The sequence below is a fragment of the Bradyrhizobium sp. CIAT3101 genome (genome assembly GCF_029714945.1).
Lineage (GTDB): Bacteria > Pseudomonadota > Alphaproteobacteria > Rhizobiales > Xanthobacteraceae > Bradyrhizobium.
This window is the reverse complement of sequence record NZ_CP121634.1, coordinates 4,393,231-4,414,311: the sequence shown is the minus strand read 5'-3', so window position 1 is coordinate 4,414,311 and position 21,081 is coordinate 4,393,231. Positions and strand designations below refer to the sequence as shown.

The 21,081-nt window shown below is 64.9% G+C and carries 21 protein-coding genes and 1 riboswitch; of the genes, 4 read left to right on the top strand and 17 right to left on the bottom strand.

Annotated elements, in window-relative coordinates:
- Window positions 1-34 precede the first annotated feature (34 nt).
- Window positions 35-242: riboswitch (cobalamin riboswitch) on the top strand.
- Between the two features lie 419 nt (window positions 243-661).
- Window positions 662-2,797 carry a TonB-dependent receptor gene (locus QA645_RS20785; RefSeq protein WP_283053275.1) on the top strand — a complete coding sequence of 712 codons (2,136 nt, stop codon included), beginning with the start codon at window positions 662-664 and terminating at the stop codon, window positions 2,795-2,797.
- Between the two features lie 89 nt (window positions 2,798-2,886).
- Here the strand turns inward: QA645_RS20785 and QA645_RS20780 are convergent, their stop codons facing one another.
- The 4 genes from QA645_RS20780 to QA645_RS20765 are packed head-to-tail and all read right to left on the bottom strand — an operon-like array spanning window position 2,887 to window position 6,730.
- Complete coding sequence (locus QA645_RS20780) at window positions 2,887-3,336, bottom strand: nuclear transport factor 2 family protein (RefSeq protein WP_283052709.1); 450 nt, start codon at window positions 3,334-3,336, stop codon at window positions 2,887-2,889.
- A gap of 1 nt (window position 3,337) precedes the next feature.
- Window positions 3,338-4,117: a ribonuclease activity regulator RraA gene (locus QA645_RS20775; RefSeq protein WP_283052707.1), complete on the bottom strand. Its 780-nt coding sequence runs from the start codon at window positions 4,115-4,117 to the stop codon at window positions 3,338-3,340.
- A 13-nt stretch (window positions 4,118-4,130) separates the two neighbouring features.
- Window positions 4,131-5,330 (bottom strand): mandelate racemase/muconate lactonizing enzyme family protein, encoded by a 1,200-nt coding sequence (locus QA645_RS20770; protein ID WP_283052705.1) that lies wholly within the window; start codon window positions 5,328-5,330, stop codon window positions 4,131-4,133.
- A 38-nt stretch (window positions 5,331-5,368) separates the two neighbouring features.
- A complete protein-coding gene (locus tag QA645_RS20765; protein ID WP_283052704.1) occupies window positions 5,369-6,730 on the bottom strand; it encodes an MFS transporter in 1,362 nt (453 codons plus the stop codon).
- Between the two features lie 158 nt (window positions 6,731-6,888).
- Between QA645_RS20765 and QA645_RS20760 the strand changes: the two genes are divergently transcribed.
- Window positions 6,889-7,773: a LysR family transcriptional regulator gene (locus QA645_RS20760; RefSeq protein ID WP_283052702.1), complete on the top strand. Its 885-nt coding sequence runs from the start codon at window positions 6,889-6,891 to the stop codon at window positions 7,771-7,773.
- Window positions 7,774-7,803: 30 nt separating this feature from the next.
- Here QA645_RS20760 and QA645_RS20755 read toward each other — a convergent pair whose 3' ends face one another.
- The 10 genes from QA645_RS20755 to QA645_RS20710 all read right to left on the bottom strand — a co-directional run bounded on the left by QA645_RS20755 (window position 7,804) and on the right by QA645_RS20710 (window position 15,149).
- On the bottom strand, window positions 7,804-8,598 hold the full coding sequence (locus QA645_RS20755; RefSeq protein ID WP_283052700.1) for a CbtA family protein: 795 nt from the start codon (window positions 8,596-8,598) through the stop codon (window positions 7,804-7,806).
- A 10-nt stretch (window positions 8,599-8,608) separates the two neighbouring features.
- Entirely contained in the window at window positions 8,609-8,818 is a 210-nt protein-coding gene (locus QA645_RS20750; protein WP_283052698.1) for a CbtB-domain containing protein, read from the bottom strand.
- A 3-nt stretch (window positions 8,819-8,821) separates the two neighbouring features.
- Window positions 8,822-9,112 carry a hypothetical protein gene (locus QA645_RS20745; RefSeq protein ID WP_283052697.1) on the bottom strand — a complete coding sequence of 97 codons (291 nt, stop codon included), beginning with the start codon at window positions 9,110-9,112 and terminating at the stop codon, window positions 8,822-8,824.
- Between the two features lie 84 nt (window positions 9,113-9,196).
- Complete coding sequence (locus QA645_RS20740) at window positions 9,197-9,418, bottom strand: hypothetical protein (protein ID WP_254193890.1); 222 nt, start codon at window positions 9,416-9,418, stop codon at window positions 9,197-9,199.
- A gap of 83 nt (window positions 9,419-9,501) precedes the next feature.
- A complete protein-coding gene (locus QA645_RS20735; protein ID WP_283052695.1) occupies window positions 9,502-9,759 on the bottom strand; it encodes a hypothetical protein in 258 nt (85 codons plus the stop codon).
- Between the two features lie 87 nt (window positions 9,760-9,846).
- Window positions 9,847-10,401, bottom strand: a complete 555-nt coding sequence (locus QA645_RS20730) for a cytochrome b (protein ID WP_283052693.1) — start codon at window positions 10,399-10,401, stop codon at window positions 9,847-9,849.
- Window positions 10,401-11,249 carry a fumarylacetoacetate hydrolase family protein gene (locus QA645_RS20725; protein WP_283052692.1) on the bottom strand — a complete coding sequence of 283 codons (849 nt, stop codon included), beginning with the start codon at window positions 11,247-11,249 and terminating at the stop codon, window positions 10,401-10,403. The genes QA645_RS20730 and QA645_RS20725 overlap by 1 nt, the downstream gene beginning before the upstream one ends.
- A gap of 25 nt (window positions 11,250-11,274) precedes the next feature.
- Window positions 11,275-12,603: an MFS transporter gene (locus tag QA645_RS20720; RefSeq protein ID WP_283052690.1), complete on the bottom strand. Its 1,329-nt coding sequence runs from the start codon at window positions 12,601-12,603 to the stop codon at window positions 11,275-11,277.
- A gap of 34 nt (window positions 12,604-12,637) precedes the next feature.
- The gene (locus tag QA645_RS20715) at window positions 12,638-14,212 is read right to left on the bottom strand and encodes a bifunctional 3-(3-hydroxy-phenyl)propionate/3-hydroxycinnamic acid hydroxylase (RefSeq protein ID WP_283052688.1); all 1,575 of its coding nucleotides are present in this window, start codon (window positions 14,210-14,212) and stop codon (window positions 12,638-12,640) included.
- A 40-nt stretch (window positions 14,213-14,252) separates the two neighbouring features.
- A complete protein-coding gene (locus QA645_RS20710) occupies window positions 14,253-15,149 on the bottom strand; it encodes a VOC family protein (RefSeq protein ID WP_283052687.1) in 897 nt (298 codons plus the stop codon).
- Window positions 15,150-15,347: 198 nt separating this feature from the next.
- On the opposite strand from QA645_RS20710, the gene QA645_RS20705 reads away from it, so the two are divergent.
- The gene (locus QA645_RS20705) at window positions 15,348-16,067 is read left to right on the top strand and encodes a GntR family transcriptional regulator (protein ID WP_254131711.1); all 720 of its coding nucleotides are present in this window, start codon (window positions 15,348-15,350) and stop codon (window positions 16,065-16,067) included.
- Window positions 16,068-16,094: 27 nt separating this feature from the next.
- Here the strand turns inward: QA645_RS20705 and QA645_RS20700 are convergent, their stop codons facing one another.
- The 3 genes from QA645_RS20700 to QA645_RS20690 form a co-directional block, all read right to left on the bottom strand.
- Window positions 16,095-16,307 carry a hypothetical protein gene (locus QA645_RS20700; RefSeq protein ID WP_254131712.1) on the bottom strand — a complete coding sequence of 71 codons (213 nt, stop codon included), beginning with the start codon at window positions 16,305-16,307 and terminating at the stop codon, window positions 16,095-16,097.
- A 225-nt stretch (window positions 16,308-16,532) separates the two neighbouring features.
- On the bottom strand, window positions 16,533-16,709 hold the full coding sequence (locus QA645_RS20695; RefSeq protein WP_254131713.1) for a hypothetical protein: 177 nt from the start codon (window positions 16,707-16,709) through the stop codon (window positions 16,533-16,535).
- 105 nt (window positions 16,710-16,814) lie between these two features.
- The gene (locus QA645_RS20690) at window positions 16,815-18,551 is read right to left on the bottom strand and encodes an adenylate/guanylate cyclase domain-containing protein (RefSeq protein WP_283052685.1); all 1,737 of its coding nucleotides are present in this window, start codon (window positions 18,549-18,551) and stop codon (window positions 16,815-16,817) included.
- Window positions 18,552-18,872: 321 nt separating this feature from the next.
- On the opposite strand from QA645_RS20690, the gene QA645_RS20685 reads away from it, so the two are divergent.
- Window positions 18,873-21,059, top strand: a complete 2,187-nt coding sequence (locus tag QA645_RS20685; protein WP_283052683.1) for a lytic transglycosylase domain-containing protein — start codon at window positions 18,873-18,875, stop codon at window positions 21,057-21,059.
- Window positions 21,060-21,081: the final 22 nt, after the last annotated feature.

The following is a 21,081-nucleotide window of genomic DNA, read 5'->3' as shown; positions in this document are numbered from 1 at the left end:
CCCACCCCCGGTGTTGACCTGCCCGACCGCGGATGCCAATTTTTCGCTCGGTAGTGTCCGCAAGGACTATCCAAGGGAATGCGGTGCGTCCACGTCAGTGGGCAATTCCGCGGCTGCCCCCGCAACTGTAGGCGGATAGCCGACGACCAGCAAAACCACTGGAGCCCGCTTGGGCCTCTGGGAAGGTGGTCGAAGGCGATGACCCGCGAGCCAGGAAACCTGCTGCCAGCCATGAGTCACGCGCGAACGCATTGGGCGGGGTGCCCCGATGTCGGACCAGTAGCCGAAGCATCTGCCTCAATGGGCGAAAGCAGATGACAGAGGCAACCGCGGTGGCAGTTTGTTTGCGTCGCCGCAGAGCGTTGTTGTGCAACATCTTCATTTTCGTGCTGGCGTTACGCTAGGGTTTTCGCGTGCTTTCCTGATCTCGCTGCTTTCTTCGGTGTCGCTGTCGTCGGCAGCGCTCGCGCAGAGCGTGACCCAGAACAGGCCGCCGGTGGAGATCGGTCCCGTGACCGTCTCTCCGTCCACGCCCAAGCCGGCTCCCGCGGTCAGCCCGGGCAACCAAAAGCCTCGCACGGCACGTCGGACCACAGGCCGCAAGCCGGCCACCTCCGTCGTTGCGCGCCCGATCGTCCCGAGCGCGAGCGCCCCGGTCGAAATGCCATTGAACACGGCCGTCGTTACCGATGTAGGCTCACGGCTCGGCATCACGGCGCGGCAGACGCCGGCGACCGTCGAGGTGATCAGCCAGCAGACCATGCAGGACCGGGGCATCAGGACCACCACCGACGTCGCCAAGGCAGCAACCGGCGTGATCGGCGGCGATGCACCCGGCGCGCCCGCGATCTTCTCGATGCGTGGCTTCAGCGGCGACCAGCTCACCACCCTCTACAACGGCATCCCGGTCGGGCCGTCGACCATGACCGGCCGCCCGATGGATGTGGCAGGCCTGCAGCAGGTCGAGATCATCAAGGGCCCGGACTCGCTGGTCGCAGGCCTCGGCGCCACCGGCGGTGCCATCAATTACGTGACCAAGGCGCCGCACACCGGCCCTGTCGTCAACGAGGCCTTCACCTCCTACGATTCCTTCAACGGCTATCGCGCCGGCTACGGCTCGGGCGGCTCGACGCTGATCGACGGCCTCGATTACCGCTTCGACATCAGCCATTTCAACGACAAGAGCTTCATCGACGACAGCTATTCGAAGCTGTCCAACGTCTCCGGCCAGCTGAACTATCGCGTCAACGACAGCCTCAAGGTCTGGGGCGCGGCCGAGTACAAGCAGGACAGCGACCGCTTCTACTGGGGCACGCCGATCGTACCGGCCAACGGGGCCGGCATCGTGCCGACCACGGGCATCGTGTCGGGGACCTGGAGTAATTATTATCTCGGCGGCGGCACGCCTGTCGCGCCCACCATCGACGCGCGCACGCTGACCACGAACTACAACGTGCTCGACAATCACAGCGGCGCCAGCGAATTGTGGCTGCGCTCCGGCTTTCAATGGGACATCACCAACAACGTCTCGCTGAAGAGCCAGGTCTACGGCTATGACGCCCACCGTCACTGGTTCAACAACGAGATCTCGTCGTTCGACCAGACCGTCGGCGGCTTCGCCGGCGCGCAGAGCATCTATCGCGAACGCCTCGCGCTGGACCACGCGCAGCGGCTCTACGGCAACATCACCGACCTCACCGTCAACTCCAACATCGGCGGCCTGGACAACCGCTTCGTCGCCACCGTCATGGCGAGCAACAACCAGTTCAACGTCTCGCAGGACACGCTGTTCTTCAATGACTACGTCGATCTGCTCAATCCGGACCGCGGGCTCTATGGCCCGCGCAGCGACGAGAAGATCTACACCCGCGTCAACACCGCCTCGCTCTCGTTCGAGGACCGGATCAAGCTGACCTCGACCTTCGCGCTGATCGGCGGCATCCGGTTCGAGGACATCAAGCTCGACAGGACACGCTTCTTCCCGGACGGCACTCTGGAGTCGGCAAAGGGCTATCCTTTCTCGACGACGTTCAATCCCATCACGGGCCGCGCCGGTTATACCTGGGACATCGCGCCCGGTGTCATTCTGTACAGCCAGTATGCGACCGCAGCCGACCCGACGGTCGCCAACATCTTCATCCTCGCGCCGTCAGTGCCGCTGCTGCTGACGACGTCGCGGACCTATGAGACCGGCGTGAAAGTGCAGTCGGCCGACAAGCGCACTGAGTTCACCTTCTCGGCCTTCGATATCGAGCGCAAGAACGTCTACATTCCCGAGAGCGGCAACCTGTTCAATGTCGCCGGCAAGATCCACTCCAAGGGCATCGAGATCGCAGCGGCGACCAATCCGATCGCCGGCCTGAAATTGTGGGGTAACGTCGCCTTCCTGCAGTCGCATTTCGTCGATTTCAACTACGTCGACAGCAGCGGTGTATTCCAATCCTATGCCGGCAATACGCCGCCCAACGTTCCGAATTTCGTCGCCAATGCGGGCGCATCGTATCGGTTCGAGACGGCGCTGCCGGTCGAGATCGGCGCCTCGATGCGCCATGTCGGAGACCGCTTCAACTACCAGGACAACATGGTCGTCATGAACGCCTACACCACGTTCGACGCGTTCGCGTTCGTCGACATCCCGAAAACCTACTTCACGGGTGTCGAGAACACGCGGCTGTCGTTCCGCGTCCGCAACCTGACCAACAAGCTCTACGCGGCCTGGGGCGATCCGGGGTACACGGACCAGATCATCCTGGGCGCACCGCGCAGCTACGAGGTGGCCGCGTCGTTCAAGTGGTGATTTTCGTCAGGTGCGGCAGGGTCAGCAGGATCACGCCGGCGATCGCACGGATGGTTCGCGAGCGATTGGTGGGCGCGAGACAGTAAGCGCTATTTGTGCGAGAGGTGATAACCCCGCTTCTCATAGTCGAACGCCACGAGCTCGCAGATCCGAACCGAAGGATCTGCGGGCGCGGCGTAGTAGGCCCGGATCTCCTTGATGCGTCCGCTCTCCGTGTCGAAAACGTACCATTCGTCACCACGAAGCGCGGTGCCCTGCTTGCGCTTCCAATGGGTCCATTCGATCACGGCTTCGGGTGCCGTCGACGAGCACAGGATCTTTTCGATGGTCCATTGCGAGCCGAGGTTTTCGACACACCATATCCATTTGTGCGCGATCGTCTCGGCGCCGCGCCATGGAATGTCCGGCAGGCCGGGTGGAAAGTAGTGCACGGCGTCTGCGGTGAAGCACGACATCAGGGCATCGTGGTCTGCGGCGTTGCAGGCCTCGAAATAGCGACGGATGGTCGCCTCCATGGCGGCGGGTGATGTCTTGCTCATCTCATGCTCCTGCCCGAATGGTCGTCGCTCGCGCCGGATCGGCGCCGGCCTTCTTCCAGGCCTCGAAATCGGCGCGCACGGAGGGCGTCGGCGGGTAGACGCCATAGAGCGGCTCGCCAGCACCGATGCGATACGACAAGTACTTCTCCAGCTGGTCGCGCCGCTCGCAGAGATCGGCCATCTCGGCCGCCAGATGCCGCGGCACGACAGTGACGCCGTCACCATCGCCGACGATGATGTCGCCGGGATAGACCGCGACGTCAGCGCAGGCGATCGGGACATTGAGGTCCGCGACGCGATGATAGGACAACCGCGTCGAGGCCGTGACCTGCCGCGCATAGGCCGGGAAATCGAGCTGCGCCAGTTCCTGGCCGTCACGAAATGCGCCGTCAGTGACGATCGCGGCCGCACCGCGCACCTTCATACGCGTCGGCAGCATGGCCCCTGCCGATGCCGCACGCGGATCGTTGCGGCTGTCGATCACCAGCACATGGCCCGGCGGAATGTTCTCGACCGCTTCCCATTGCAGATTGTCTGCGTTCGGATGCGGCGTGAGCGTCTCGATGGTGTCGAGATCTTCGCGCGCCGGAATCATGCGCATGGTGAAGGCTTCGCCGGCAAATCGGACCGCGTCCTTGTTCATCGGCACCAACCCGACCAGGAAGCACTGGCGCAGGCCTTTCTTGAACAGCTCGGTGGTCAGCGATCCCGAGGAGACATCCTTCAATCGCTGGATGACGGAGGGATCGAGGGGTTGAAGTTTTGCCTTCGGCTCGTACATGGCGTTTCCTCCGTCAGGGGCGCTTTCCGACTTCGTGGACGTCGCGGGTCCAGGCCCGCCCCTGCTCCGACAGGCTGAAGCCGAGGCCGGGCCGGTTTGGCACGATCATGCGACCGTTCACGACCTCCAGCTTCTCGTTGAACATCGCTTCCGACCACTCGAAATGCTCGACCCAGGGCTCGCGCGCGTAGGCAGCCGTCAAGTGCAGATGGATCTCCATGCAGTAGTGCGGCGCGAGCTGAAGCTTCTTGTGGTCGGCAAGCGCGAGGATCTTGAGGAACGGCGTGATACCGCCGACGCGCGGTGCATCGGGCTGGATGAAATCGACCGAGTTGTTGCGGATGAGCTCGTAATGCTCGTCGACGCTGGTCAGCATCTCGCCGGTCGCGATCGGGGTTGCGAGCTCGGCGGCGAGCGCCGCGTGGCCTTCGTAATCATAGGCATCGAGCGGCTCCTCGATCCAGGTCAGGTTGAACTGCTCGGCGATGCGGCCGAAGCGCAGAGCCGTGGTGCGATCCCATTGCTGGTTGGCGTCGATCGCCAGGGGAACGTCGCCGATATGGTTGCGAACCGCTTCAATCCGCTTGAGGTCCACCATCGGATCGGGCTGGCCGACCTTCAGCTTGATGGCGCCGATGCCCTTGTCGAGCGCCATGGAGACACGCTCCTTCACCTCCTCGATCGGCATCGAGAGATAGCCGCCCGACGTGTTGTAGCAGCGCACGGAATCGCGATGGCCACCCAGCAGCTTTGCCAGCGGCAGTTTTGCGCGCTTGGCCTTGAGATCCCACAGCGCGATGTCGAAGGCTGCGATCGCCTGCGTGGACATGCCGCTGCGGCCGACCGAGGCGCCGGCCCAGACCAGCTTGTCCCAGAGCCGCGCAATGTCGCTCGGGTCCTCGCCGATCAACTCGCCGGCGATCTCCTTGGCATGCGCGAACTGGCCGGGACCGCCGGCGCGCTTGGAATAGCTGTAGCCGATGCCGCTGTGACCGTTCTCGGTCTCGATCTCCGCAAACAGGAAGGCGATCTCGGTGAGCGGCTTCTGCCGGCCGGTGAGAACCTTGGCATCGCTGATGGCTTGCGCCAGCGGCAGGAAGACGAGCGAGGTGCGAACCCAGGCGATCCGGTCGGTGGTGGCTTCGCCGGCGGCAAGGCCTGCGGCGAGCGGGTTGGCGATGATGCGAGGATTGCCGGGCGTATGGACGTTCATGATGGTCTCCTGTGAATGGAATTTCGGGTTGATGAGGCTTATTCGGCGGCTTGCGGCGCGGCGCGGATCAGGCCGCCGCCTTCGCGAATGACGAGGCGCTCGATCGGGCCGACGATGACCCAGTAGCAGAGCACGGCGAGCAGCCCATGCAGGCCGACATAGAGCAGTGCACCGTTGAACGATCCGGTGGCGGACAGGATGTAACCAATCGCAACAGGCGTCACGATTCCGGCGGTGTTGCCGATCGCGTTGAAGACGCCGCCGGTGAGGCCGATCACTTCCTTCGGCGCGGTGTCGGCGACAACGGTCCAGCCGAGTGAGCCAAAGCCCTTGCCGAAGAACGCCGCGCTCATCAGCACCGTGATCAGGATGGTGGAGTCCGTGTAGTTGCAACCGATGATCAGCACGGTCATGACGAGGCCGATCGTGATCGGGGTCTTGCGCGCGATCCCGAGCGAGCCGGTGCGCTTGAACAGCCAATCCGTGAAGAAGCCAGTCGCGACACCGCCGATGAAGCCGCAGATCGCGGGGATGGTCGCGATCAGGCTGGCATCGAGCACCGACAGGCCACGCGCCTTGACGAGATAAGTCGGAAACCAGGAGACGAAGAACCAGGTGATCGACGAGATGCCGTATTGCGCGAGGAAGATGCCGACCAGCATCCGGCTCTTGAAGAGTTCGCCAAGGTCGGACCAGCGCGGCCCCTGCTCGGCGACCGCCGCCGGCGATGCGCCGCCGAGATCGACCAGCGCACCGCCTTCGCGGAGATGATCGAGCTCCGCGGCATTCATTTTGGGATGAAGGCTCGGCGGATAATAGGCGATCGCCCAGAGCGCGGCGAGCAGGAAGCCGAGCACACCCATCACGCCAAAGATATGCTCCCAGCCGAAGCGGTGATCGAGAAAACCCATCAACGGGGTAAAGATGACCAGCGAGACATATTGCGCGCTGTTGAAGATGGCGCCCGCAATGCCGCGCTCGGCGGACGGAAACCACGCCGCGATGATGCGTCCGGCCGCGGGGCCGACGGGTGACTCGAAGATGCCGAGCATGAATCGCAGGATCAGCATCACCAGGAACGGATAGCTGGCCCAGCCGACACAGCTCATCAGGAATGTGACCAGCGACCACAGGATCAATCCACCCAGGATGGTCTGCTTGGCACCAAGGCGATCCGCGATCCATCCCGCCGGGAGATGCGCCAGCACATAGGCCCAGGCAAAGGCCGAGAACATCCAGCCGAGCTCGACCGGCGTGATCCCGAGCGCCTTCGTCATGTTGGGCCCGGCGATCGATAGTGTGGCGCGGTCACCGCTGCTGAGCGCCAGCAGGATGGTGATCAACGCCAGGGTGACGAAACGATAATGCGTCCGTGTGGACGGCCTTTGATCCGTGGTCACGCTGCTCCGCCCTTTCCCGTTTTGTTTGACCCGGTCGGACTTGTGCGACCGTGGATGTCCGCGAACGCCTGCGGCATTGGGGACGCGAGAAAGCTAGATCAGCGATCAATTCAGGTCTAAGCTCATTTTTGGATGAAATTGATCCAGAAAAGGTATCAATGATCGAGTTCGGGCAAGTGCGGGCCTTCGTGGCGGTGGCCGATGAGCTGAATTTCGGCCGCGCGGCCCGACGGCTGAACATGACGCAACCGCCACTGAGCCGGCAGATCCAGTTGCTGGAGGCAACACTCCGCGTCACCCTGCTCGAGCGCACCAGCCGCTCGGTAAAGCTGACCGCGGCCGGACGTGCCTTCCTCGCCGAGGCGCGCGCATTGCTTCAGCAGCGCGAGCACGCCGTGAAAGCCGCGCGGCAGGCCGCGGCACTCACCGGTGGCGCGCTGTCAATCGGCTTCGTGGGCGCAACGACCTACGGCTATCTGCCGTGGCTTGCGACGCGCGTAAGCGCCGAACTGCCGAACATCGAAATTACGTTCGAGGAACTGACATCGCGTCAGCAGCTCGATGCACTGAGATCAGGGCGGATCGATCTCGGGCTGGTTCGGCCGATCGAGACCGAGAAGCCGATCCGGAGCGCGAGCGTTTTTCGCGAAGGACTAGCCCTTGCGCTGCCGCTCGATCATCCGCTCGCCGTGCGTCGGCGACCCGAGCTATCGCATCTCGAGGGCCAGCCCTTCATCATGTATTCGCCTGATGGACCGTATATGCGATCACTATTGACCGCAGCGTTCGACGCAAACGGCGTTCGGCCGCAGGTGGTGCAGTCGATGAGCCAGGCACAGGCGATCCTGTCGCTGGTCAGCGCGGGCCTTGGTGTCGCCATCGTGCCGGACGAGACCCGCAATGCCTGCTTCGACAATGTCGTGTTTCGACCGATCAGGCTCGGACCGTCCGTCTTCGCCGAACTGCATGCAATCTGGCGCAGCGACAACCGCAACGCCGCCCTGCCCCGGCTGCGCGAGCTCGCGTTCCGGACCGCGCGCTGAGCGCGGTTGCAATCGGCTGAAGTGACAAGCCTAGACGCGCTGATCGAAACGCGCGAACACCGCGCTCGTCAGACCGCCGAGCAAGGTCCAGAACACCAGGCTCGTCACCGTCACCGCGGTGACGAACTGATGCGTCAACGACGACGGCACGTTGGTCTCGATATTGGCGAGCTCCGGCGCGCCGATCAGATGCGGCAGGGTCAGCAGGATCACGCCGGCGATCGCTGCCGGCACCGAGCGGCGGAAGACGATCATGGCGAGCCCGCCGGCCGTCGCGAGCACGGCGGCCAGCCACCAGATCTGGCGCGACAGCAGCGGTGCGGCGGGTACGCCCGGCAGCTCCGGCGGCAGGCCGAGGCCGGGCGCAAGCGTGAAGACGGCAAAGCCCGCCAGCCCCCAGAGCAGGCCTTCATGCCAGGAGACGCTCGCGCCGGTCGCGCCACTGCGCACGGCGAACAAGCCGGCCAGCAGCAGCGCGAACCCGATCGCGGTCAGGATGTTGGCGGCAGCGGTATAGGCGTTGCGCTCGAAACCGTCGCGCGGCTCCCAGGCCCCGGCGCCATGGTCGTGGCCGCCAGCGCCGTGATCATGATCGCCGGCGCCATGGTCATGGTCGCCGTGATCGTGGGCGGCGTGGTCATGCCCGGCTGCCGCCGGCTGCGCCGTGGGCGGAGCGTCATGCTGGTGCGTCTCCGCCGCCTTCTCGAAGACTTCCGCCTTCAGGATCAGGGGGACGGTACCGAACTGCTGGACAACAGTGACGATGAGACCGACGATGAAACCTGAAATGACCGACGCGAAGACGATCGCGCGAAACGTGCTCATGCCACCCCGGTTAGTGGCAGGGGAACGCGTTCGAGTGACGCACGTCGTGCGCCGCGTTGTGGACGACGTCGATGTGGGAGAAGCCGACCATGCCGACGACGAACACGCCGAGCACCATGGCCATCACGGCCTGCGACAGCCGTCCCACCTGCCCGGCGGCGACCGGAAGCGTGGTCTGGGCGTTGGCGAGCTGGGCGGTCGTGAGCTGAGACGGGCTCATGGTCTATTCTCCATTGGCGATTTGCGGCTCTTCTAGCAGCTTCCGGGCGACGTCGCGACTGGTAAGATGCAAGCTTGTCCCAGGCAAAATGCCCTTCCGGGCGATCTTGGCGGAGGCTGCGGCCCGAAAGGCAGCCTCAGAGCGCCGGAAATAGCCGAGGCAGGCCTCGGGGGTCGGCTCAGTGCCCAACAAGGTCCGGAAGGCGCCCCGATGCACGGCGCAGATCGCGCCGTGGCCGGTGACGGGAAACACCAGCGAGGCGATGTCGTCGCGCCAATGCACTTCGTTGCTCAAGCTGTCGCGCGCCCCGTGAGCACCATCGGTCATCTCCCGGCGGCGACCCTACCACAGCTGTCGACGAATTCGGCCAGATCGCAATCAGGCCGGCTCCCGCTCCGCGCGCGTCCTGATCATGGCGCGCTCGCCGGCATCGACGAGCTGGCCGATGCCGGTGCGGCCGGTCAACGCGCAGCGGATGATGTTTTCGGCGACCGACCTGCGGAAGCCGTGGTCCTCGCCATCGGGGCGATGGCGGCAGACCCGGTCCAGCGCCAGCTTCATGTTGATCCGTGTGCGGGTGTCGAAATGCTCGCTGATCATGCGCCCAGCCTCAATACGTTGTTACCCCGCCACTGAACGCCCGGGAATCGGCAGGGTTCCAAACGCGCAAGCAATGTGGTGGCTCAGGACCGCCCGCGTGGGCGCTGGGCCTGCGCCCACGCCGCCGTCACCTCATGCGGGGGAACGTCGACGCGTTTGATCGGTAGCAGTTGCCCGGACGCCGAGACGATCGCGGTCTCCTCGCGGCGGCAGCGCGGGCAGACGAAGCGGATCTCGTGCGGCTGCGCCGACCAGCTCGCACGTTTGACATTGGCCGCCATCGGCCAGGCCTCGCAATGCGAGCACGACACCAGAAACCGGCCAGGATCGAGCATACCCATTCCATAGGACTCCGTTCCTGCCCGCTCCTTCCAATGATTATCGGGGGTCAATCGTTCCGGTGGCTGAGCACCGTCAGCGGTCTGGCTCTAGCGATTCCCCGATCGCGGCCACATCCGCGCCAGCGTTCCATCGCGCATCACCAGCGCATGCCAGAAGGTCGCCGCGACGTGCAGGGCCACGACGGCATAGACGGCATAGGCCAGCGTGTCATGCGCGACCTCGCCGGCATGGGCGATCTGCGGACTGTCGGCCACCAGACGCGGCCAGCTGAACGTCCAGAAATATTTCAGCGAATAGCCGCCAGCAGAAGAGAACGCGTAGCCGGTCAGCGGCATCGCGAACAGGATGAGGTAGAGCGCGACATGATTGATCCGCGCGGCGAACCGCACCAGCGCACCGAATGACGCCGGCTCGGGCGGCACCCTGGTCGCCGCCCGCACCATCAGCCGCAGCAGCGACAGGAACAGCAGCGTCATGCCGAGCGATTTGTGCACCTCGAGGAGCTCACGGCGCGGCGAGGTGCCCGGCGGCTGGAGACCGCAATAGAATCCGATCAGCATGGCGATGATGAAGAGCACCGCTGTTGCCCAGTGAATCCTGCGCAGCAGCGGCGCATAGGCCGTCGTCTCGTGAGAAGGCATCAGGCTTCGTCGGCAATCCCGTTACGCAACAGGCCGACCTTGTCGATCTCGACCTCGACGACATCGCCCGCCTTCATCCAGAGCGGCGGGGTGCGTCTCGAGCCGACGCCGCCCGGCGTGCCGGTGGCGATGACGTCGCCGGGCTCGAGCCGGGTGAACTGCGAGCAATAGTCGATCTGACGCGGGATATCGAAGATCATCTGGTCGATCGTGGTGTCCTGCACCACCTCGCCGTTGAGCCGGGTCTGCAAGCGCAGCGGGCCGACATCGCCGACCTCGTCGGGCGTGACCAGATAAGGGCCGAAGCCGCCGGTCGCGGGAAAATTCTTGCCCGGCGTGAACTGGTGGGTGTGGCGCTGATAGTCGCGGACGCTGCCCTCGTTGTAGCAGGCATAGCCGGCGATATGCCCCCAGGCTTCGCTGCGGGAAATGTAGCGGCCGGGCTTGCCGATCACGACGGCGAGCTCGCCCTCGAAATCGAGATGGGTCGAAACCTTCGGGCGAATGATGTCGGTGAGATGACCGGTCTGGCTGTTGGCGAAGCGGCCGAACACGGTGGGGTTCTCGACCTCCGTGCGGCCGGTCTCCTTGCGATGGTTCTCGTAGTTCAGCCCGATGCAGAGGATCTTGTCCGGGTTCGGGATCACCGGCAGGAATTTGATCTTCGACAGCGGATGGCGCTTGGCGCCGGCGGCGGATTTTGCGGCCTCAGCCAGCGCGCCTGCTGCGATCGCCGATTTCAGGTCGGGGTAGCGATCCCTGAGAGCAGCGCCGAGATCGGCCACGCTGTCGCCCTCCACCAGGCCCCATGAGGCGGCGTTGTCGATGATAAAACTTGCGAATTTCATGTGGTGTCCTTGACGTTTGGGCCGATCAGATCGACGTGGCAGGAAGGATGGTAGCTGAAGATGACGGCGAGGAGGTCTTCGCAAAACGCGCGATGGTCCGCTCCGGGAAGATGAGTGCGAATGCGGCAACCGCGCCGACGATGAGGATGCCGGCGGTGAACGTCATGGCATGCGCATAGCCGAGCGCGCTGTTGCTGCCCGCCTCGCCGACGATCCACCCCGTGAGCGCATTCGAGAACAGCGCGGACGCCGCATTGCCCGAATAGATCACGACGATCAACCGGCCGCGCTGTGCGGCGGGCGCCACGGCGCCAAGCGCCACCGGACCGAAGATCGTGGTCAGGCTGGGCGCTGCGAAGGCGATCGCCACGCAGACGAGCTGCAGCGCGCCCGACGTCACGATACTGAGCAGCAGCGCCGAGCCCGCGACCAGCAGTGCCAATCCCGAGGCATTGCCGAGGCAGGCACGCAGGCTCCAGCCCCGGCGCTGAAGAGCTTGCGTAATCCAGGAGCCGCTGAGCAACAGCGGCGACTGGAAGATGTAGATGGCCGAGATGATCCAGCCGACATCGGTCGGCTTGTAGCCGAGCCCGAGCTGGAGAAATGGCGGCAGCCAGGTCGCGGAGATGCCGACGATCCAGTACGACATGGTCGACATGATGATGACGCCGATCACCGTCGGATCACACCACAGGAGTCGCCCGGGCACATTTGGCGCAGCCGCCGGCGCATCCTGGCCGGCGGCAGCCGCGGCGTAAGGTCCCTCCGCGCCGATGATGCTCCAGGCGACCATCCAGGCGACGCCGAGCAGCCCGCAGACCAGAAAGCCCGTGCGCCAGCCGTAATTGATGATCACGTAGGTCAGCAACGGACCGCCGGCCAGAAGCCCGACGCTGATCCCTTGCAGAACCACTGCGCTCGGGACGCTGCGCTTGTCGGCGGGAAACCAGTTGTAGCAGGCGTGCAATGCCGTCGGCAGGCCCGGCCCCTCGCCCGCGCCGAGAAGAATGCGGCACACGACCAGCACCATGACGGAGCTCGAGAAGAACACCGGAAGCTGCGTCGCCGACCAGATGGCGGCGAGCAGCATCAAGATCCACTTTGCTGGGAAACGCCCGACAACGAACAGTCCGACCGCCATGCCCGAGAGCGAGAACAGCAGAAAGAAGCTGCTGCCAATCAGGCCGAACTCCTTCGGGCTGAGCGACAGCTCCTTCATCATCGGCACCGCCGAGAGACCGAACACAAGCTTGTCGAAGAAATTGATCGTCTGGAACAGAAACAGCATGATGAGGACGGCGTAGGCGCGCGCAGGCACCGCAGGTCCCGTCGTCAGGCTCGACGATGATGGCATGATTTCCCCCTGTTGAATTTTGTCTTTGTCTTGTTCATTGCAGCCGCGCCTTCAGGCCGGACAGCATCGCCGCGAGCGCGGCTTCGTCGGCCGCGACGCCGTAGACGTAATGATCGGGGCGCACGATCGCGGCCGCGCAGGCATGCCGTGCGAACCAGCTCGCCACCACGCCGCTCTCCTCCCGCAGCACGTCCGGGCCGGCATCGTGATCCGCCTCAGCGATGCCGATCACGCGCAAGCCTGTCTCCGCCGCGCGGGTCGCGATCGCAGGCGAATGCGCCAACGCGCTATCGCCCCTGAGCACGAGCCGCCATCCGGCACCGCAGGCAGCGTCGAGCAATTGCCGGCCGCTCGCGGTCAGCACCCACGGCTGCGGAAACAGCGTGCCGTTGGCAGCATGCGGCACCTCGGCGCGCAGGCCACAGCTGAGCGACGGCACGATCTCCTGACGGGTGATGGTCCGCGGCACACCGCCGCCTTCAGCGAGGATGCGGGCATCGCGTGCCGCGGCTGCGTCCGGATTGCGCTCGCAGATGACATGACCGATCGCCTTGATGCGCGTCGTCAGCTCGCGGACATGGGCACTGCGTTCGTCCTGGTAGGTGTCGAACAGCGCCGCGCCGGACTCTCCGCGCAGGACGCGCGCGAGCTTCCAGGCCAGATTGGCGACGTCGCGAATGCCCTGGCACATGCCCTGGCCGATGAAGGGCGGCTGCTGGTGGGCCGCATCTCCGGCGAGGAAGATGCGCCCTTCGCGCCATTTGCTGGCGACGAGGGCATGGAAGCGATAGCTCGCCGCCCGCCACAGCGTCGCATCGTCGGGCGTGAGCCAGCGCGCCAGGAGCCGCCAGACCTGCTCGGGCAGCTCCATCGCGCGCGGATCCTCGCCGGGCAGCAGCATGATCTCGAAACGCCGATGCGAGCCGGGTCCGACGATGTAGGTGGTCGGCCGTGCCGGATCGCAGAACTGCGCGGCCGTGCGCGGCAGTTTTGCAATCCCCGCCTCGTTGACGTTGAGGTCGATCACGAGCCAAGGCTCGTCGAACACCAGATCGTCAAAGCCGATCCCGAGCTGCCGGCGGACCGTGCTCGATGCGCCATCGCAGGCGATGACATAATCAGCCGCGACGTTCCGGGCGCCCTGGTCGCCGCGGAGCTCGAGCGTCACGCCGTTCGGCGCCTGGTCGAGCCGCCGGAGCTCGGTGCCGAGTTCGACGACCACCGACGGAAGCGAGCGCGCATGCGCGCGCAGGATTTCCTCGACCGGCGGCTGCGTGAACACCATGGTCGGCGTATAGCCAAGCGGATAAGGCTCGCTGACCATGTCGATGCGACGGATCAGCTGGCCGCGCGCACCGAAATGTTCGGAGGCCGGAAACGGCGCGATGTACGGACCCAGCTGCCCGGCAATTCCGAGATTGTCGAACAGCCGCAGGATCTCGTGATCGATCGCGATCGCGCGCGGCTTGTCGTAGACGGCGCGGTCCCGGTCCACGGCCAGCGTGCGGATCCCTTGCGCGCCCAGCAGGCTGGTGGCGACGGCGCCTGACGGACCGAAGCCCACGACAGCGACCTCAAACTCGTTCGCGTGGTTCGAACCGGATACCAAGCTCTGCACATCCCGTTTGAATGTTGATGAGGTGCCGCGCTCAAAGCGCGGCGTAGCGGACCGACAATTGCGCCGCCTTGACGTGCTCGGCCTTCGGCGGAGCGATGCCCCATTGATCGGTGCGGCCGGGCGGCCAGACCCAATGATCGGGGCCCCGCACGACGTAGCTGTCGTCGACCTGGAGCACCTCGGCGGTGTATTCGATCACGGTCCCGACCGGATCGATGAAATAGGAAAACACGTTGTCACCGGGCCCGTGGCGACCGACGCCCCAGGCAATCGGAAAGCCGGCATCGATCATCCGCCCCGAGCCGCGCATCACCGCCTCCAGGCTCGGCATCAGGAAGGCAACATGGTTGAGTCCGTTGACCCCTGCCGCGGCGATCACGACGGCATGGTGATCGCTGTTGCAGCGGACGAACGCCATCGCCTTCGAACGGTCCGTCAGCCGAAATCCGAGCGCGCGCTCGTAGAAGGCCGCGGAGCGATCGACATCGGTGCTGTTGAGATTGACGTGGGCAAGCCGCTCCGGCCGGTCGCCCTGCTGCGGCCCCGGCGCGTGACCGATATCGCCGTGAACGAAACGAAGGATGCCACCTTCCGGTGCGCGAATGGTCATCGCCACGCCGCCATCGGGCGCAGCGTTGGGCGCCGGCCCGCACAGCAATCGGGCGCCTTCGGCAACCGTTCTGTCGGCAATGGACGCAAGATCGTCCGTGCTTGTGACGCGAAAGGTCACCGCGCCGAGCTCCGGCTGCTCGCTTTGGTAGAGCGCCACGACGTGATGATCGCTGCCGGTTGCGCGCAGATAGACGATGCCGTCCACGCGCGCCACGAGCGCAAGGCCCCAGACGTCGCAATAGAATTTTACGGAGCGGTCGAGGTCCGGCGTGCCGAGCTCGACGCTGCGCAGCGCTGTCACCGGAAACCGGGCCATGAACGCACTCCTCCGTCAGGCCACTGTCCGGGCTGACCGGGTGTGGCTTTCTTGATCGCGGCCGCACCTTCACGACCGTCCCGCTCCTTTTATTACACAAAATCGATACCGCAATAGAAATTTATACATTTTATGGAATCGTGATCAGATGTATATGATGGTGGACCGCGAGCTGAGCGAACAACGGAGACTTGAGCGGTGGAATTGACTGCAACGGCCTCCCTGTCCGCGCCATCGACGCAAGCGAGCCATGTCTACGACCGGCTGCGCGAGGACTTGTTGTCCGGACGCCTTGCGCCGTCGCGCAAGCTGCAAATGCGATTTCTGATGGAGACCTATCAGACCGGCCAAACGCCGCTGCGCGAGGCGCTCAACCGGCTGACCGCCGACGGACTGGTCGAGGTCCGGGAGCAGCGCGGCTTCTACGTCAAGGACGTCAGCCGCGCCGAGCTTGCCGAACTGACCAAGACGCGCTGCTGGGTCGAGGCTCTTGCGCTGCGTGAATCGATGGCGGCGTCCACGCCCCAGTGGGAGGAGCAACTGGTGCTGGCGCAGCATCGGCTGAGCCGCGTGCCGCGGTCGCTGAGCGCCACGGAGTTCGAGGACAATTCCGAATGGGAGCGGCTGCACCGCATCTACCATCGGACCCTGATCGGTCAGTGTGGCTCGCAATCCCTCATCGCGTTCTGCGGTCAGCTTGCCGACCAGCTTTACCGTTACCGGCGGCTGTCGATCAGCAAGGCCTTTCCCTCCCGCCATGTCGGTGACGAGCATGCGGCAATCGTGGATGCGGTGCTGAGCGGCGATTCCGATCTGGCGGTGACGCTGTTGACGGCTCACTATCGGCGAACCGCCGACGTCATCCTCCAGGACGAGGCTATTTTTCCGGAATTGCGGCGCGAAGCGGCCCGCGGCTGACGGAGGCCGCCGCCTCGGGCGTTGCCTTCAGTGCGCGCCCTTGAGCGTGCAGGAGGTGGTGCAGGTGACGGTATTGCCGTGGTCGCACGCCTTGCAGGCGGCAACGCACTGGTTCATGTCGCGGGGATTGTAGGAGCTGTAATTCCGCAGCGCGCAGACCGGGGTCGAGCCCGTGACGTCCTGCTCCGGGTTGCAGGCTGCCGTCAGAAGCGCAAACAAGATGACCGCAAACAGACGCATGGGACGTCACCATCGGACGAGCTACGTACGCGGGCAACGTTGCATGGCAATCTTGCCCCAAGCATTCCCATCTGCATTCCCATCGCCAGGCAACGCAACGCGTCGTTCCCCGGTTCCCATCGAGGATGCGTCTCAATTGTTAAGAACGGCTTGCGATCGCGCGCGATCCTGCCAACGCGGAGATGCCGCGTCGTGCCTCTTTGCAATTGGAACCGTTAGACCAATTCAAGCGGCAGCCTTGGTCGCGATCACGTGGCGCATGTCCACCGCGAGCTGACGGTACTGCTCCCCGAGCTTCAGGTAGAACTCGCGCTTGTTGCTGTCGGTGGCGAGCTTGGCAATCAGCTCGCATTCGGCGGTGAGAGTCTCAAACCGCTCCAGCCTGTCCTCAAGTTCTGTCATTGGCGTATCCCCATTAAACGCCTCAAGGACAGCTAACCTAAGCCCGGGCATTACGTCACGGCGAACATCGTTATAGAGTAGAACGAATTATTCGCGGATGGCCGGCTATTTGCTTTCCATTCGCCAGGCGCCGTCCCAATCGGCGGCTGGAGGGGTCGCCTCGAACTGCGCAATGCGGGCCAGCATGGTGCGCGACGGGCCGTCGCCGGGGGCATGCTCCAGCGCGGCGTTGAACGCGGCGCGTGCGTCGTCGAAGCGGCACGCGCGATAGGCGGCAAGTCCTTCGGCATAGTGCGCGCGCAAGCTTTCCTGCGGCTCGGCCAGCCCACCCGGCCGTCCCATCACCTCGAACACCGGTTGCGGCACGCTCTGCCCGACCACCGCGAGACGATCGATCTCACGCAATTCGAGCCGCGCTCCGATCACCTCGGCGGTCGCCTGCGAGATCAGGATGCGGGTACCGTAGACCTTGTTGACGGCCTCGAGGCGCGAGGCGAGGTTCACTGCGTCCCCCATCACGGTAAAGCTCATCATCAGCTCGGAGCCGATGCTGCCGGTCAGGACCTCGCCTGTGGCAATGCCAATGCGCAGATCGCACGGCACCGGCATGGCGCGGATGCCGAGCAGATCCGGCAATTGCTTCTGCAGCGCGGGCACCTGGTCGGCCATGTCGATGGCGGACAGGCCGGCGAGCAGCGCCTGCTCGTCTTCCTCGACGAAGGGCGGGCCCCAATAGGACATGATGGCGTCGCCGATATATTTGTCGATCACGCCGCGGTTGTTCCGGATCGGCGCGGACATCACCGTGAAATAGTGGTTCATCACCTTGACGAGGCCGCGCGGGGTCATGCCCTCGCTCATCGAGGTGAAGCCGCTCATGTCGGAGAACATGATGGTCATCATCCGGCGCTGGCCGTCGATGGCGATCTCCGGCTGCTCGATCAGGCCCTGCACCACCTTCGGATCGATGTAGCGGCCGAACGTTTCACGGATGCGCTCGTTGTGGCGCAACTGCTCGATCATGCGGTTGAAGGCGGCGGCGAGCTCCCCGATCTCATCTTGCGTCGAGACGGTGATGTTCTTGTCGAAGCGCCCCGCCTCGACCTCGCGGGCCCCGGCGAGCAGCAACCGCACCGGGCGCGTGATGCCGCTCGACACCAGCAGCGCGAAGGCAAATCCGACGATCGCTGCGAGCAAGGTCACGATGGCCGAGATGATGATTGCCTGATGCTGGCGCTTGATCACCGTCGACGTCGAGGCAAAGACCTGCTTGAGCATGTCGGCGCGGATGCCGTCGATCTTCTGGTTGAACTGGTCGCGGATTGCATCGATGTGCTCCAGCGTTCCGCGTGCCTCCGGCATCTGCCTGGCGTTGACCTCCTCAAGCAGCTTCTTGTGAGCCGCATCCATCTCGTGCCGCAGCTCGATGAGCGCGGTTTCGATGCGGGTCTCGATCCGGGCCAGCGCGGCATTGTCCGATGGGGTCGTGGTGTCGTCGATGATCTCGTTGATGAGCTTGCGCGCACTCTCCGCCTCGTCGTCGATCCTGCGGTCGGCTTCTTCGAACTCGCGAAACCGCGCCGCATAGGCCTCCTCGTCCGGGACGTCCTGCATCTTCATCATGACCATCCGCCGCAGCGCCACCGACCGCTCCAGCGATCGCACATTGGCCCGCGCCAGATCGCCATAGGCCGGGATGTAGCGATTGGTCAGCTCGTCCAGGAGAACGCCGACCTGGCTCGACATCACCATCGACAGGATCGAGGTGATCAGCATCAGGACGATCAATCCGAGGGCGATGCCGACGATCTTGCGCCGGATCGACTGGTTGAAGAGCGGCATGAGGTGCGGGCAAAGGCTGAAATGAAGGATCTGTGGAACTCAATACACCGGATTTCGGCCCGGGAACACGCGCAATCGGGCCTCGCGGCGCCAAGAGCCGCCTGCAACCGTCGCCCGGGGCCCATCCGTTAACAAAGGTTAAAAGCCCCGCTCTATCCGGCGTTGCAGAAGTTCCCGTGCTCCATCCGTATTTTGCCGCATTGTTGCGACAGCGTGAGGAATGCGAAACGATGCTGAGTCATCGTTTGGGGGTCGTCTGATTCTCGAGCCGCATGTCGTCGCGGACTTTGGTTTGTACTGGTTTCGCAGGGGGACCACGCAATGAACCAGTGCCTACGCTCGCTCGCGTGTGTCGTTGCCGTGGCCGCCTTGGCCCTCCTTCCCACCGAGCTGACGGCAAAGAGCAGTCATAAATCATCCGCGTCGAAGAAGACGCATGAGGCCAAATCCGGCGGCAAGCCGCGGCATGCAGCAAGCGGCAAACACGGCAAACACGCCGAGGCCAAGCGCAGATCGAAGAAGCAGGGCGACGAGCCCGCGGACAAGCCCGCGCCGCCTGCGCTGACCGGCGACCTCGCCGCGCTGAAAGACGCCTTCGACCTCGCGCGCAAGGGCAAGACCGATGATGCGAGCGCGGCCCGCGACCGCATTGCCGATCCCGCCGGGCAAAAGCTCGCCGACTGGTTCATGCTGCGCCATTCCGAGAGCACGGCACCTTTCAAGCGCTACGCGGCCTTCCTCGCCGCCAATCCGGATTGGCCGAGCGCGGCACTGCTGCGCCGGCGCGCCGAGGCGCGGCTATGGCAGGAGAAGAGCGACGCGGCGACCGTGCACGCCTTCACGATGGACCGGCCGACCAGCGCCAAGGGCAGCTTCGCGCTGGCGCGCGTGCTGCTCACCGAGGGCGACAGCGACCGGGCCACGCGTCTGGTGCGCGAGGCCTGGCGCTCGGAGGAACTGTCCGAACGCAGCGAGGAGGATTCCTACGCGGCGTTTCGCGATCTTCTCGCCGCTGAGGATCATCGCGCCCGCATGGACAAGCGCCTCGGCGCGAAGGATTACGCCGGCGCAAGGCGCGCGGCCAAGCGGCTCGGCGAAGACTCGCTCGCGATCGTCAAGGCCTGTGCCGCGGTTAACGGCAAGGAGAACAAGGCCAAGGACTATCTCGACGACGTGTCGGCCGATGCCCGTCGCGATCTCGGCTATGTCCTGTGCCGTGCACAGTGGCATATCCAGAAGGACCGCATCGACGATGCGGCCGAATTGATCCTCGCTGCGGCCCCCGACACCATGGCGGCGCAGGATACCGATGCCTGGTGGCGCGAGCGCCGCCTGCTGGCGCGAAAACTGCTCGACCAGGGCAAATTCAAGACGGCGTATGACGTGGTGCGCGCGGCTGTGGTGCCCGCGATGGAGGTCTATCGCGTCGACTATCACTTCATGTGCGGCTGGATTGCGCTGCGCTATCTCGACGATCCCAAGACCGCGATGATGCACTTCGCGGCCATCGACGAGGGCTCGCCCAATCCGCTCGCGCTATCGCGCGCTCATTACTGGCGCGGGCGCGCGGCCGAGGCCATGGGTGCCACAGCCGACGCGCGCATGAGCTTCACGGCCGCCGCGCGCTATCCGACCGCCTATTACGGCCAGCTTGCCCGCGCACGACTTGGCCTCGAGGGGCTAGAGCTGCGGGCCCCCTCACCCGTGCTGGCCTCCGCCGACACGCCGGCCGCGGACGAGCGCGTCCGCGCCGCCGACATGCTGTACGGCATCGGCGAGCGCGACACGGTGTATTACTATGCCGAGGATTTCGCCAAGGAGGGCACCGACGTCGCGGCGCTCGAAGCGCTCGGGGAGCTCGCCGGCCGACGCAACGACGCGCGCGTCATGCTCGAGGTCGGCAAGTCGGCCCTGGCGCGCGGGCTCGCGCTCGACCACTACGCCTTCCCGACCATCGGCATTCCCGAACACAAGCAGGTCGCGCCCGCGATCGAGACCAGCGTGATCTATTCGGTCGCCCGCACCGAGAGCTCGTTCAACCAGCGCGACAAGTCGGCCGCCAATGCGGTCGGCTTGATGCAGGTCACGCCGGAAGCTGGCCGCGACACGGCAAAGCGCTTCGGCCTCACCTATGACTGGGACAGAATGGTCTCCGATCCCGTCTACAACACGCAGATGGGGGCAGCCGAACTCAGCGCATTGCTGTCGGAATATCGCGGCAACCAGATCATGACCTTCGCCGGCTACAATGCCGGCCGCGGCCGGGTGCGCGAATGGGTGCAGGCGCACGGCGACCCCAGAGACCCCAAGATCGATCCGGTCGACTGGGTCGAGCGCATCCCGCTATCGGAGACGCGCAATTACGTCCAGCGCGTGATGGAGAACGTGCTGGTGTACCGCGCCCGCTTCGAGCCCAGCGGCATGGTGGCCGGCAAGGACGTCCAGCGTGTCACGGCACAAGACGTGAATGCGGCTCCGACGGCATCGGCCGCAGCCCCCGCGCCCTAGGCCCGCACCGCCGGGGCTGGAA

Excerpts from the sequence above, each read along its gene's own strand:
- QA645_RS20785 (WP_283053275.1), top strand. The coding sequence starts at position 662 with ATGCCATTGAACACGGCCGTCGTTACCGATGTAGGCTCACGGCTCGGC.
- QA645_RS20780 (WP_283052709.1), bottom strand. The coding sequence starts at position 3,336 with ATGAGCAAGACATCACCCGCCGCCATGGAGGCGACCATCCGTCGCTAT.
- QA645_RS20775 (WP_283052707.1), bottom strand. The coding sequence starts at position 4,117 with ATGTACGAGCCGAAGGCAAAACTTCAACCCCTCGATCCCTCCGTCATC.
- QA645_RS20770 (WP_283052705.1), bottom strand. The coding sequence starts at position 5,330 with ATGAACGTCCATACGCCCGGCAATCCTCGCATCATCGCCAACCCGCTC.
- QA645_RS20760 (WP_283052702.1), top strand. The coding sequence starts at position 6,889 with ATGATCGAGTTCGGGCAAGTGCGGGCCTTCGTGGCGGTGGCCGATGAG.
- QA645_RS20755 (WP_283052700.1), bottom strand. The coding sequence starts at position 8,598 with ATGAGCACGTTTCGCGCGATCGTCTTCGCGTCGGTCATTTCAGGTTTC.
- QA645_RS20750 (WP_283052698.1), bottom strand. The coding sequence starts at position 8,818 with ATGAGCCCGTCTCAGCTCACGACCGCCCAGCTCGCCAACGCCCAGACC.
- QA645_RS20740 (WP_254193890.1), bottom strand. The coding sequence starts at position 9,418 with ATGATCAGCGAGCATTTCGACACCCGCACACGGATCAACATGAAGCTG.
- QA645_RS20735 (WP_283052695.1), bottom strand. The coding sequence starts at position 9,759 with ATGGGTATGCTCGATCCTGGCCGGTTTCTGGTGTCGTGCTCGCATTGC.
- QA645_RS20730 (WP_283052693.1), bottom strand. The coding sequence starts at position 10,401 with ATGCCTTCTCACGAGACGACGGCCTATGCGCCGCTGCTGCGCAGGATT.
- QA645_RS20725 (WP_283052692.1), bottom strand. The coding sequence starts at position 11,249 with ATGAAATTCGCAAGTTTTATCATCGACAACGCCGCCTCATGGGGCCTG.
- QA645_RS20720 (WP_283052690.1), bottom strand. The coding sequence starts at position 12,603 with ATGCCATCATCGTCGAGCCTGACGACGGGACCTGCGGTGCCTGCGCGC.
- QA645_RS20710 (WP_283052687.1), bottom strand. The coding sequence starts at position 15,149 with ATGGCCCGGTTTCCGGTGACAGCGCTGCGCAGCGTCGAGCTCGGCACG.
- QA645_RS20700 (WP_254131712.1), bottom strand. The coding sequence starts at position 16,307 with ATGCGTCTGTTTGCGGTCATCTTGTTTGCGCTTCTGACGGCAGCCTGC.
- QA645_RS20695 (WP_254131713.1), bottom strand. The coding sequence starts at position 16,709 with ATGACAGAACTTGAGGACAGGCTGGAGCGGTTTGAGACTCTCACCGCC.
- QA645_RS20690 (WP_283052685.1), bottom strand. The coding sequence starts at position 18,551 with ATGCCGCTCTTCAACCAGTCGATCCGGCGCAAGATCGTCGGCATCGCC.
- QA645_RS20685 (WP_283052683.1), top strand. The coding sequence starts at position 18,873 with ATGAACCAGTGCCTACGCTCGCTCGCGTGTGTCGTTGCCGTGGCCGCC.